Annotated in this window: 12 protein-coding genes; 4 read left to right on the top strand and 8 right to left on the bottom strand. The window is 66.6% G+C overall.

Features of this window, described 5'->3' with window-relative positions; translation table 11 throughout:
• The 7 genes from AC07O3_RS34025 to AC07O3_RS33995 form a co-directional block, all read right to left on the bottom strand.
• On the bottom strand, positions 1 to 1,100 hold a 1,100-nt coding region (locus AC07O3_RS34025; protein WP_495341470.1), incomplete at its 3' end, for a tripartite tricarboxylate transporter permease.
• 19 nt (positions 1,101 to 1,119) lie between these two features.
• A complete protein-coding gene (locus tag AC07O3_RS34020; RefSeq protein WP_093048883.1) occupies positions 1,120 to 1,608 on the bottom strand; it encodes a tripartite tricarboxylate transporter TctB family protein in 489 nt (162 codons plus the stop codon).
• Positions 1,609 to 1,744: 136 nt separating this feature from the next.
• On the bottom strand, positions 1,745 to 3,541 hold the full coding sequence (gene tfpB / locus AC07O3_RS34015; RefSeq protein WP_093048880.1) for a type IV pilus assembly ATPase TfpB: 1,797 nt from the start codon (positions 3,539 to 3,541) through the stop codon (positions 1,745 to 1,747).
• Positions 3,538 to 4,323 (bottom strand): class I SAM-dependent methyltransferase, encoded by a 786-nt coding sequence (locus AC07O3_RS34010; protein WP_093048877.1) that lies wholly within the window; start codon positions 4,321 to 4,323, stop codon positions 3,538 to 3,540. The genes tfpB and AC07O3_RS34010 overlap by 4 nt, the downstream gene beginning before the upstream one ends.
• 8 nt (positions 4,324 to 4,331) lie before the next feature.
• On the bottom strand, positions 4,332 to 4,862 hold the full coding sequence (locus tag AC07O3_RS34005) for a DNA-deoxyinosine glycosylase (RefSeq protein ID WP_093048874.1): 531 nt from the start codon (positions 4,860 to 4,862) through the stop codon (positions 4,332 to 4,334).
• A 99-nt stretch (positions 4,863 to 4,961) separates the two neighbouring features.
• On the bottom strand, positions 4,962 to 5,369 hold the full coding sequence (locus AC07O3_RS34000) for a hypothetical protein (RefSeq protein WP_093075777.1): 408 nt from the start codon (positions 5,367 to 5,369) through the stop codon (positions 4,962 to 4,964).
• 129 nt (positions 5,370 to 5,498) lie between these two features.
• The gene (locus tag AC07O3_RS33995; RefSeq protein WP_093172379.1) at positions 5,499 to 6,359 is read right to left on the bottom strand and encodes a TatD family hydrolase; all 861 of its coding nucleotides are present in this window, start codon (positions 6,357 to 6,359) and stop codon (positions 5,499 to 5,501) included.
• An 88-nt stretch (positions 6,360 to 6,447) separates the two neighbouring features.
• On the opposite strand from AC07O3_RS33995, the gene AC07O3_RS33990 reads away from it, so the two are divergent.
• The 4 genes from AC07O3_RS33990 (at position 6,448) to AC07O3_RS33975 (ending at position 10,639) form a co-directional block, all read left to right on the top strand.
• On the top strand, positions 6,448 to 7,458 hold the full coding sequence (locus AC07O3_RS33990; protein WP_093048866.1) for a S1C family serine protease: 1,011 nt from the start codon (positions 6,448 to 6,450) through the stop codon (positions 7,456 to 7,458).
• Positions 7,459 to 7,484: 26 nt separating this feature from the next.
• Positions 7,485 to 8,501, top strand: coding sequence for an AAA family ATPase (locus AC07O3_RS33985; RefSeq protein WP_093048863.1), 1,017 nt, complete (start codon positions 7,485 to 7,487; stop codon positions 8,499 to 8,501).
• A 111-nt stretch (positions 8,502 to 8,612) separates the two neighbouring features.
• On the top strand, positions 8,613 to 9,605 hold the full coding sequence (locus AC07O3_RS33980; RefSeq protein ID WP_495341469.1) for a DUF58 domain-containing protein: 993 nt from the start codon (positions 8,613 to 8,615) through the stop codon (positions 9,603 to 9,605).
• Positions 9,602 to 10,639, top strand: coding sequence for a VWA domain-containing protein (locus AC07O3_RS33975; RefSeq protein ID WP_093172381.1), 1,038 nt, complete (start codon positions 9,602 to 9,604; stop codon positions 10,637 to 10,639). Before AC07O3_RS33980 ends, AC07O3_RS33975 begins: the two co-directional genes overlap by 4 nt.
• Here the strand turns inward: AC07O3_RS33975 and AC07O3_RS33970 are convergent.
• Entirely contained in the window at positions 10,623 to 11,267 is a 645-nt protein-coding gene (locus tag AC07O3_RS33970; RefSeq protein WP_097199909.1) for a TetR/AcrR family transcriptional regulator, read from the bottom strand. The two genes, AC07O3_RS33975 and AC07O3_RS33970, sit on opposite strands and share 17 nt — an antisense overlap.
• Positions 11,268 to 11,309: the final 42 nt, after the last annotated feature.

Genomic DNA, 11,309 nt, shown 5'->3' with positions numbered 1-11,309 from the left:
ATCCACATCGAGGCGATCAGGCCCCAGAACAGCTCGGGGTTGCTGGTCATGACCTGCGGGCCCGGCTGGATGTTGTGAATCGTCATTGCGCCCACCATCAGCGCCATCACCGCGTTGGGCGGAATGCCCAGCGTCAGCAGCGGGATGAAGGAAGTTTGCGCACCGGCATTGTTGGCCGACTCGGGAGCCGCCACGCCGCGGATGTTGCCCTTGCCGAAGGGCACTTCGCCCGGCTTCAGCTTGGTCTTCTTCTCGATCGTGTAGGCCGCGAAAGCCGCCAGCAGCGCACCGCCGCCAGGCAGGATGCCAAGAGCCGCGCCCAGTGCCGTGCCGCGAAGCACCGCGGGAACCATGCGCTTAAAGTCTTCCTTGGTCGGGAACAGGCCCGAGACCTTGGCAGTGAACACTTCACGCTCGTCATCGGGGCGCGAGAGGTTGGCAATGATTTCGCCATAACCGAACACACCCATGGCGATGGCCACGAAGCCGATGCCGTCGGTGAGCTCCGGAATGTCGAAGCTGTAGCGAGCGACACCCGAGTTCACGTCGGTACCGACCAGACCCATCAGCAGGCCCAGCACGATCATCGCGATGGCCTTGAGCAGCGAGCCCGAAGCCAGCACCACGGCGCCGATCAGGCCCAGGATCATCAGCGAGAAGTATTCGGCCGGGCCGAACTTGAAGGCCAGCTCGGTCAGCGGCGGAGCGAAGGCGGCCAGGATCAGCGTGCCCACGCAACCAGCGAAGAACGAGCCCAGGCCGGCGGCAGCGAGTGCCGGACCCGCGCGGCCCTTGCGCGCCATCTGGTAGCCGTCGATCACGGTCACCACCGACGATGATTCGCCCGGCAGGTTGACCAGAATCGCGGTGGTGGAGCCGCCGTACTGCGCGCCGTAGTAGATGCCGGCCAGCATGATCAGCGCCGACACGGGCGGCAGCGCGTAAGTGGCGGGCAGCAGCATCGCGATGGTCGCGACCGGGCCGATGCCCGGGAGCACGCCGATCAGCGTGCCCAGAATGCAGCCGACGAGGCAGTACAGCAGGTTGGTGAAGGTAAAGGCAACGCCAAAACCCATCGAGAGGTGTTCAACCAATTCCATGATGTGAGCAGCTTTCTTCTCAGCCGGTGATGAAGGTCGGCCAGACCTGGATCTGGAGCTTCAGCGCCCAGATGAACGCGACATAGCTGCCGACGGCCAGCACAGTGGCCAGGACGAGCACGCTGGGCAGCTTGAACTCATGGCCCGCGAGGCTGGAGATGATCACCAGCGCGTAGATGGCGATGATCATGCCCATGGCCGGCACGCCGATGCTCGGCAGGCCGCCGAGCAGGATGCCGAATGCGAGGTTGGCGCCCAGGATGAACACCACCTGCTTCCAGGCCCACTTGCCGATCTTTTCGCCGTCGGTGGTTTCAACGGTGAGCCCGCTGAACATGATCCCGAGGCCGATGAGGGCCATCAGGATACCGAGCATCAACGGGAAATAACCCGGACCCATGCGGGCCCCGGTGCCCACGGTGTAGGTGGTGGCGCCCCATGCGAACGCCACACCCACCACCGTGAACATCAGACCCGAGAAAAAGTCTTTCTGACTCTTGATCTTCACGAACAGTCTCCTCGAACAAATTTCGATGCGGGATTGTCGAGTCAGCTTCCGGTCAGACTGATGTGGATTCCACTAACCAAAGGCCTAGGGATAACCCGAAAGGTCTCAGCGGCCTCTCAGATGCTGAACTGCCGGACTATTCCAGCGGCGGCGTGGCGCTCAGCACCTCTTCGATGGTCGTCACGCCTTCGGCCACGCGCAGCGCGCCGGCCAGCCGCAGCGGCCGCATGCCGTCGATCACGGCCTGCCTGCGCAGCCCGCCCAGGTTGGGCTCCTTCGTGACCTGCGCCTTGAACGCCTCGCTGATGCTCAGCAGTTCGTACAGTCCCATGCGGCCCATGTACCCGGTCATGCGGCAATCGACACAACCCACCGGCTTGTAGGCGCGCACCGAGCCCGTGATCTGCCACGGCTTGACGATGGTCTCCAGCTTCTCGCGGGTGACGGTGTCGTCGGGCTGCTTGCAGTTGGGGCACAGCGTGCGCACCAGCCGCTGTGCGAGCACGCCCAGCATCACCGCGTTGATGAGGTACGAAGGCACGCCCAGCTCCATCATCCGCGTGATGGCGCTCGGCGCGTCGTTGGTGTGCAGCGTGCTGAACACCAGGTGGCCGGTGAGCGCGGCCTGCACCGCCATCTCGGCGGTGGCGAGGTCGCGGATTTCGCCGACCATGATGATGTCCGGGTCCTGCCGCATCAGCGCGCGCAGGCCTTCGGTAAACCCGAAGTCCAGTTGCGGCTGCACCTGCGTCTGGTTGAACGAGGGCTCGATCATTTCGATCGGGTCTTCCACCGTGCTCACGTTGACCTCTTCGGTCGCCACGCGCTTGAGCGTGGAATACAGCGTAGTGGTCTTGCCCGAGCCCGTGGGCCCAGTCACCAGGATGATGCCGTTGGGCCGCGTGACCAGCTGTTCCCAGCGTTGCGCGTCGTGCTGCGCAAAGCCCAGCGCGTCGAGGTCTTTCACTGCCGTGTCGGGGTCGAAGATCCGCATCACCATCTTCTCGCCGAAGGCGGTCGGCAGGGTCGACAGGCGCATTTCGACTTCGTCGCCGCGCATGTTGCGGGTCTTGATGCGGCCGTCGAGCGGGCGGCGCTTTTCCACCACGTCCATGCGGCCCAGCAGCTTGATGCGCGCGACCATCGCGTTCATCACGCCCATCGGCATCTGGTAGGCCGGATGCAGGATGCCGTCGATGCGAAAGCGGATCACGCCCTGCTCGCGGCGCGGCTCCAGGTGGATGTCGCTCGCGCGCTGGTCGAAGGCGTATTGCCACAGCCAGTCGACCACCTGCACCACGCTCTGGTCGTTGGCGTCGAGTTGCTTGTTGCTCTTGCCGAGCTCCACCAGCTGCTCGAAGCTCGCGCCGCCGGTGTTGCCACCGGCCTTCTGCGCGGCGCGCACCGACTTCGCCAGCGCGAAGAACTCGGCCGTGTAGCGCTGGATGTCGGCCGGGTTGGCGACCACGCGGCGCACCGAGCGGCGCGCCTGGCGCTCGACCTCGGCGATCCAGTCGGTGAGGAAGGGCTCGGCCGTGGCCACCACCACCTCGTTGGGCAGCACCTGCACCGGCAGCACCTTGTGGCGCTCCGCGTAGGCGGCGCTCATGGTGTCGGCCACCTTGCCCACGTCGACCTTGAGCGGGTCGATGCGCAGGTACGTGAGCCCGGCGCGGCCCGCGAGCCATTGCGTAAGCATTTCAAGGTCCAGCGGCTTGTTGTCGCTCTCGCGCGTCATGGCCACGTTGGCCAGCCGCACCAGCGGTGCCTGCCGGCTTTCGGCCTGCGCGCAGCGCGCGATGGTGCGCTTGGCTTCGACCGGGGAAATCACGCCATCGGCGGCGAGCCATTCAATAAGGCGCCGCAGGTCGAGCGGGCCTTCGTGGCGGGCGGCCAGGGGGGCGGGAGCAGAAACAGCGGGAACAGCGCTCATGAGCCGGCAGGTCGAGTGATTGAAATATTCAGGGGCTTGAAGACTCGCAACCATTTCGGCGCGGGCAAGCCCCAGCGAGTCTGGATCGTTTGGGCGCGCTCGGCAAGCGCCTCGCGCTTCGGACGGCTCGGCGTGCGCTGCGCGAGCACCACCGTGTTGCCTTCGCGCGTCGGCTTGAAGGCCCAGACGGCATCGGCGCCGAATGCTCCTGCGATCTTTTCGAGGCTGCGCTCGTAGCTCGACGAGCGGCCGAAGAGATTGACCGTCATGCAGCCGTCTTCGGTGAGCAGCGCGCGGCAGTCGGCATAGAAGTCTTCGCTGTCGAGCACAGGCGCGGCGGCCTCGTGGTCGTACAGGTCGACCTGCAAGGCATCGACAGTGCCGTGCCATTCGGGCTTGCGGATCTCGGCTGCGGCGTCGGCGATCACCACGCGCAGCTTCGGGTCGTCCGGCGGCAGCTTGAACCAGCCGCGGCAGGCCGACACGACCTGAGGATTGAGCTCGATCGCGGTGGTGCGCATGCGCAGGATCTTGCGGCTGAACTTGGTGAGCGTGGCCGCACCCAGGCCGAGCTGCATCGCATGGCGGGTGGCGACGGTCTTGCCGTCGGCAAACAGCAGCCAGGCCATCATGCGCTGCACGTATTCGAGTTCGATCTCGAAAGGCGCGTCGAGCTTCATCGAACCCTGGACCCATTCGGTGCCCAGGTGCAGGTAGCGGATGTCGCCCCAGTCGGAGAAATTGACTTCGGGGAGAGAAATAGAAGTTTTGCTCGATGCCATCGATGCCGTCAGACGACTAGTTTGTGGGTGGCCAGCACCTCGCGCCACGCCGCAAGCTTGCGCTCGAAGCTCCACGACGCATTGGCAGGACTGGTGGAAGGCAGCTGGTAGACCGGCACGCCGAGGGTGCGCGTATGGCGCGCATGCTTGAAGCTCTCGCCGCCGTTGTGCGCAATGGCGGCGAGCTTCGGCAGATGCAGCCCGGCAATGTCGTTCGCCACGGGCGCGCGGATGGCCGAGTCGAGGCTGCCCTCGCGCTCGCAAGACGCGTACACGTCCCACACGCCCAGGCCGCGGTCGAGCAGCCAGCGGCAGCGCTGCGCGTAGCTGTCTACGCCCGACGGCAAGGGGACTTCGGGCCAGACAGCTTGCAAGATCTTCCAGAACTGGTTTTGGGGGTGTGCATAGTACTGCTGCCGCTCGAGCGACTTGACCCCGGGGAAGCTGCCGAGGATGAGCACGGCCGTTGCAGGCGAGACGATGGGCGCCAACCCCGTGAGCATGGAGCTGGCGGCATCGGATGCGGCGGGTGGATTCATGGGCGGCAATCGTGCCACCGTCCCGCGTGCACTTGCGCGGCCCATGAAAAAACCCGCCGAAGCGGGTTCTTTCGAGAGAGGACCGAAACAGGCCCGAAATTACTTCTTGGCGGCTTCGTTCTCGGCCGTGCCGGGGATCTTCTCGCCGATGGCCTTGCCGGTGCTGCGCATGCCGTCGGCCGTCTTGTGGCCGGCGCTCTCGACGACTTCGCCGGTCTTGGTGGCCGCATGCTTGGTGGCGGTGGTCGCCTTCTTGGTCGTGCGCTTGGTGGCGCTCCAGGCCTTCTTGGCGCCCTTTTCGGTGGCGTTGACGGCCTTCTTGGTGGTGCGCTTGGTCGCGTCCACGGCGTCCTTGCCGGCTTCCTTCACCTTTTCAGTGGTGGAGGGCTCGGCCGGGGCCGGGGCGGTGGCAGCAGGCGCGGTGGTCTGGGCCACGGCCGACACGCCGATGGAGGCGAGCGCCAGCGCGAGGACGACGGGCACGGTGCGAATGAAAGACGTGGTCATGTAAAGCTCCTTGTTGGATGAAGTTTTGAGTGACTGACTTGCCACTGAACCAGCAACGAACTGGTGAAGTTCAAGGATGACAGCAAATCCACGCCATCTGCACGCATCCGGGCAGGTCGGGGCATTGGCCTACGCGGGTTGCGGCGGGCGTTCCGACATGGCCATGAGGTTTTCGAGACGCGGAAGCGTTTCGAGCGCGTTCCGGGTGGTGGCCGCGGCCAGTTCGTCGATGCCCATGCCCCGCAGGCCGGCCACCACTTCGGCGATGCGCGGCAGCTCGGCCGGCTCGTTGCGGCCCTGCGGTTCGCCGGCGTCGCGCTGGGCCTGCGTGCGGTACAGCCAGTGCGGCTGGATGTCGGGCGCATCGGTCTCCATCACGATCGACTCGATTGGCAGCGTGGTTGCCAGTCGCCGCAGCTGCAGGGCCCGCTCGAAGGTCACCGCGCCGCCGAAGCCCAGCTTCAACCCGAGATCGATGCACGCATGGGCCTGCTGCTCGCTACCGTTGAAGGCATGGGCAATGCCCTGCCACGGCCTGCCGCCCGCCGTCTGGCGAAGATGCTTGAGCACCTTGTCGACCGAGCGCCGCACGTGGATGAGTACAGGTAACCCATGCTTGCGTGCCAGTTGCAACTGAGTGTGAAAAAAGCGCTCCTGCTTCGGGCCGTCGAGCCCCTCGACGAAGTAGTCGAGCCCGATCTCGCCGACCGCCACGAGCCGCGGGTCGCCGCGCCGTGCGGTCAGTTCGGCATCGAGGGTTTCAAGGTCTTCGTCCTTCGCCTCGCCGGTGCACAACGGGTGGATTCCCAGCGCGTAGGCATCGCCCTGCGCGTGGGCCAGTTCGCGCACGGCGGCGAAATTGAAGACGGCCACCGCCGGGATCACGCACATCGCCACCCCCAGCCCGGCGGCGCGGGCGCGAAGGGCCGGCATCTCCGCACCGAATTCGGGCGCATCCAGATGGCAGTGGGTATCGACGAAGGTAGCCATCGCACGATGATGCCTGATGGGATGCGCAGGCGCGGAAAGCGTGCTACTGTGAACTCCTTCACGCGATTTTTTAGCCGGAGGTGCTCCGATGCGCAGGCCCGCTTTCTACAGCCGTTCGCCCCGCACGCTGCCACCGGCCGCAGACGAGGCGGCCGAACGGGCGGATGCGCCAGCATCGGCTGAAAACGCCGGCGGGGGCCAGTCCCTGCAGGCTGCTCCCGCGAAAAAACCCGGCTGGCAACCCGGTCGCCGCAGCTTCGCGCTGCTCTTCCTGCTGTCGGCCGCGCTGGTCACCGGCGCCGCCCTGTGGATGCCGCGCCCGGGTGCCAAGGCACTCACGCAAAAAGACATCGACGCGGCCGTGCTGCGCACGCTGCAGACCAACACCCTGCCCTCGCCCGCGGCCAAGGCGGCCGACATCATCCGGCCCTCGGTGGTGCGGGTGGTGAGCTACGGCGAAGAAAAGCACACGCCCGAAGCCAAAACCCAGAAGCGCGGACGCAACATCGCCAAGGGCAAGCCGCCTGAAGCCCCCAACGACGGCGAGGCCCCGGGCGAGGTCGAGCGCGGCGTGGGCACGGGCGTGGTGATCGTCGACAAGGGCGTGATCCTCACCAACCTGCACGTGGTCGCAGGCGCCGACAAGATCAAGGTCACCTTCTACGACGGGCTGGAAGCCATCGCCACCATCACCGGCGTGCAGCCCGAGAACGACCTCGCGGTGCTGCAGGCGCAGAAGATTCCCGACGACCTGATCCCCGCCACCATGCGCTCGACCGCCGACCTGCGCCCCGGCGACCAGGTGGCGGCCGTGGGCTTTCCGTTCGGCATCGGGCCATCGGTGTCGGCTGGCGTGGTGTCGGGCCTGAAGCGCTCGTTCCGCTCGCCCGAGGGCAAGCAGGAGCTGGGCAACCTGATCCAGTTCGATGCCGCAGCCAATCCGGGCAATTCAGGCGGGCCGCTGATCAATATGGACGGCGAGGTGCTCGGCATCGTCACCGCCATCCTCAACCCGACGCAGCAGCGCACTTTCATCGGCATCGGCTTCGCGGTGCCCATCGAGAACGCCGCTTCCGCCGCGGGTTCGCCACCGTTCTGACCGATCCTTCTTCGAAAGTCCTTCGCATGAGCACAGCAGAGACCGTCAACCCCACGCCCGCCGGCACCGCCGAACTGATGGAACAGATCCTCTACGAGGTGAAGCGCGTGGTCGTGGGCCAGGACCGCTTTCTGGAGCGCGTGATGGTCGGCATGCTTGCGGGCGGGCACCTGCTGGTCGAAGGCGTGCCGGGCCTTGCGAAGACGCTCACCATCAAGACGCTGGCCGACACCGTGCGCGGCCAGTTCAAGCGCATCCAGTTCACGCCCGACCTGGTGCCGGCCGACCTCGTGGGCACGCGCATCTACAACCAGAAGACCGGCGAGTTCAGCACCTCGCTGGGCCCCGTGTTCGCCAACCTGCTGCTGGCCGACGAAATCAACCGCGCGCCGGCCAAGGTGCAGAGCGCGCTGCTCGAAGTGATGCAGGAGCGCCAGGTCACCATCGCCGGCGAAACGCACAAGGTGCCGCGCCCCTTCCTCGTGATGGCCACGCAGAACCCCATCGAGACCGAGGGCACCTACCCGCTGCCCGAGGCGCAGGTCGACCGCTTCATGATGAAGGTGCTGGTCGACTACCCGAGCGACGAGGAGGAATTCGTCATCGTCCAGCGCGTGATCGGCCCGCCCGTCAACGCCACGCCGGTCGCCACCACCGAGCAGCTCGCGGCGCTGCAGGCCGAGGCGCGGCGCGTGTACGTCGACCCTTCGCTCATTCAATACGCCGTGAAGCTGGTGTCGGCCACGCGCACGCCCGAGAAGCACGGCCTGAAGGACCTGCGCCGCTTCATCACCTTCGGCGCCAGCCCGCGCGCGAGCATCAGCCTGACCGAAGGCGCGCGCGCCCTGGCACTCTTGCGCGGCCGCAGCTATGCGCTGCCGGAAGACATGACGGCGCTGGTGCCCGACGTGCTGCGCCACCGCGTGACGCTCTCCTACGAAGGCTTGTCCGAAGGCCTGACGCCCGATGGCCTGGTCGAGAAGATCATGCGTGCAGTCCCCGCTCCACCGAAACCGCTCGAACATGAAAAGCTGGTGGCCTGAAATGAGCACACCCCCAGTCTTCGCGCACTTCGTGTCGCTTCGCCAACCCCCTTGCAGGGGGCAACACCAGCGGCCCGGCAAAGCCGGTTCCGCGGTGTTCCCTGAAATCGCATGAAAAGCTGGTGGCGTAAGGCCCCCGCGGCCGCAAACGACGAACGGCTCGCCGCAGAAGCCGGCGGGGCCGAACGCGCGCTGCGCCGGCTCGAATGGACCGTGATCCGCCGCCTCGACGGCCTGCTGCAGGGCGACTACCGCACGCTGATGCGCGGCACCGGGCTCGACCTGGCCGACCTGCGCGAGTACCAGCACCACGACGACGTGCGCCACATCGACTGGAACGTCACCGCGCGGCTGCAGACGCCGCATGTGCGCGTGTTCACCGAAGACCGCGAGATGGCCGCGTGGTTCGTGCTCGACCTGAGCCGCTCGGTCGATTTCGGCTCGGGCCTGAAGGCCAAGCGCGAGATCTCGGCGGGCTTCGTCGGCGTGCTGGCGCGGTTGCTCACGCGGCACGGCAACCGGGTCGGCGCACTGGTATACGGCAGCGACCTCGAAGCGGTGATTCCGCCGCGCAGCGGACGGCGCCACGTGCTGCACCTGCTGCATGCGATGGAAAAGCGCGCCGGCAAGGCCGAGACCGCCCCCACGCAGAAAGGCATGACGCGCCTGGACGGCCTGCTCAAGTCGGCCGCCACGCTGATGCCGCGCCGCTCCACCGTGTTCGTGGTGTCCGACTTCCTGAGCGAGCCCGGCTGGGAGCGCCCGCTGGGCCAGCTGGTGCAACGCCATGAAGTGATCGCCGTGCGCCTGTTCGACCCGCTCGAACTCGAACTGCCCGACCTCGGCCTGGTGCCGCTGCGCGATGCCGAGACCGGCGAGCAGCTGTGGGTCGACACCCATGACGCCGGTTTTCGCAAGCGCTTCGCGCGCCTGGCGTCCGAACGTGAAACCGCACTGCGCGAGGCGCTGGCAAGGGCAGGCGTCGACGCACTCGAGCTCTCGACCCAGGACGACCTGGTGGAAGCCATCGTCCGTTTCGCCGATATGCGCAAGCGCCGCACGCGCATCGGAGGCCCAGCTGGCATGAAGGCGGTGGCAGCATGACTTTTCTCTGGCCTCAATTCCTCTGGCTGCTGGCGGCCCTGCCGCTGCTGATCCTGCTCTACCTCTGGCTGCTGCGGCGCAAGAAGAAGCTGGCCGTGCGCTACGCCAGCCTGTCGATCGTGCGCGAAGCCATGGGCGCCGGGCAGAGCATCCGGCGGCACATTCCGCCCATGCTTTTCCTGCTGGCCATGGCCGCGATGCTGGTGGCCGCGGCGCGGCCGATGGCGGTGGTGGTGCTGCCGTCGAACCAGCAGACCATCATCCTGGCGATGGACGTGTCGGGCAGCATGCGCGCGGCCGACGTGCAGCCCAACCGGCTCGTGGCGGCGCAGGAGGCAGCCAAGAGCTTCATCAAGGACCTGCCGCGCAGCGTGAAGGTGGGCATCGTCGCTTTCGCGGGCAGCGCGCAGGTGGCGCAGTTGCCCACCACCAACCACGAAGACCTGGTGACCGCCATCGACAGCTTCCAGCTGCAGCGCGCCACCGCTACGGGCAATGCCATCGTGGTGTCGCTGGCCACGCTGTTCCCCGATGCGGGCATCGACGTCGAGCAGTTCAGCGCGCCGAGCCGCCAGCGCGGCATGCCTATCGACCAGAACGAGAAGAAGCTCAAGGAGTTCACGCCCGTGGCGCCGGGTTCCTTCACCTCCGCCGCGATCATCATGCTGACCGACGGCCAGCGCACCACCGGGGTCGACCCGCTCGACGCAGCCAAGGCCGCGGCCGACCGCGGCGTGCGCATCTACACGGTGGGCGTGGGCACCGTCGATGGCGAAACCATCGGCTTCGAAGGCTGGTCGATGCGCGTGCGGCTTGACGAAGACACGCTCAAGGCCATCGCCAACAAGACGAACGCCGAGTACTTCTACGCCGGCACCGCGAACGACCTGAAGAAGGTCTACGAGACACTGAGCTCCAAGCTCACGGTGGAGAAAAAGGAAACCGAAATCTCGGCGCTCTTCGCGATGTGCGCGGCGGTGCTGACGCTGCTGTCGGCGGGGCTGTCGCTGCTCTGGTTCAACCGGATTCTTTAGCAGGCCTTCGCGGCTTGGCAGCCGGCGCATCGGGCGTCTTGACCGCCCCGATGCCCCCCAGGAACAGATCGGCCACGATCGGCGCAATGGCCGCGTGGTCGAGCCGGCCGCCGGGCTTCATCCAGGTGAACATCCAGTTGATCATGCCGAACAACAGCATGGTCAGCGGCTTGGCAAGGTCGTCACTCGGCGCACCGGGGCGCAGCGCAGACACCGCACGCGCAAAGCCCGCGACCACCTCGCGCTCCTTGTCGAGCACGCGTTCGCGGTCGGCTTCCGCGAGAAAGCGCACGTCGTCGGTCAGCACGCGGTGCGCGTCCTGCGCGCCGGCGTATTCCTCGACGATGCGGTAGATGAAGCGGCGCAGGCGCTGCTCGTCGGTGTGCGTCGAGGCCTCTTCCTCGGCTACCAGCGCCGCGAGCTTGGAGACGTGCGTCTCGGCAATGCTGATCAGCAGGCTGCTCTTGTCCTTGTAGTAGTGATAGAGCGTGGCCTTCGAGAGGCCGCAGGCCTCGGCCACCTGGTTCATCGAGGTGGCGGGATAGCCGCTGCGCGCGAACAGCTGGGCGGCCTGCGCGAGGATCAGTTCACGCTGATCGTCGTAAGTGGCGGATCTTCCACGCGGCATCGGGTCGGTTTCCTGGGTTGGACTGTTGGGGACAACGCGCGA

The sequence above is a fragment of the Variovorax sp. GW821-FHT09D05 genome, from assembly GCF_059416325.1.
The sequence above is the reverse complement of the archived record's forward strand: the minus strand, read 5'-3'. Positions and strand labels throughout refer to the sequence as shown.

What these genes read in the sequence shown, in the direction of transcription:
- tfpB (WP_093048880.1), bottom strand. Translation starts at nt 3,541, where the DNA reads ATGAGCGCTGTTCCCGCTGTTTCTGCTCCCGCCCCCCTGGCCGCCCGC.
- AC07O3_RS34010 (WP_093048877.1), bottom strand. Translation starts at nt 4,323, where the DNA reads ATGGCATCGAGCAAAACTTCTATTTCTCTCCCCGAAGTCAATTTCTCC.
- AC07O3_RS34005 (WP_093048874.1), bottom strand. Translation starts at nt 4,862, where the DNA reads ATGAATCCACCCGCCGCATCCGATGCCGCCAGCTCCATGCTCACGGGG.
- AC07O3_RS34000 (WP_093075777.1), bottom strand. Translation starts at nt 5,369, where the DNA reads ATGACCACGTCTTTCATTCGCACCGTGCCCGTCGTCCTCGCGCTGGCG.
- AC07O3_RS33995 (WP_093172379.1), bottom strand. Translation starts at nt 6,359, where the DNA reads ATGGCTACCTTCGTCGATACCCACTGCCATCTGGATGCGCCCGAATTC.
- AC07O3_RS33990 (WP_093048866.1), top strand. Translation starts at nt 6,448, where the DNA reads ATGCGCAGGCCCGCTTTCTACAGCCGTTCGCCCCGCACGCTGCCACCG.
- AC07O3_RS33985 (WP_093048863.1), top strand. Translation starts at nt 7,485, where the DNA reads ATGAGCACAGCAGAGACCGTCAACCCCACGCCCGCCGGCACCGCCGAA.
- AC07O3_RS33980 (WP_495341469.1), top strand. Translation starts at nt 8,613, where the DNA reads ATGAAAAGCTGGTGGCGTAAGGCCCCCGCGGCCGCAAACGACGAACGG.
- AC07O3_RS33975 (WP_093172381.1), top strand. Translation starts at nt 9,602, where the DNA reads ATGACTTTTCTCTGGCCTCAATTCCTCTGGCTGCTGGCGGCCCTGCCG.
- AC07O3_RS33970 (WP_097199909.1), bottom strand. Translation starts at nt 11,267, where the DNA reads ATGCCGCGTGGAAGATCCGCCACTTACGACGATCAGCGTGAACTGATC.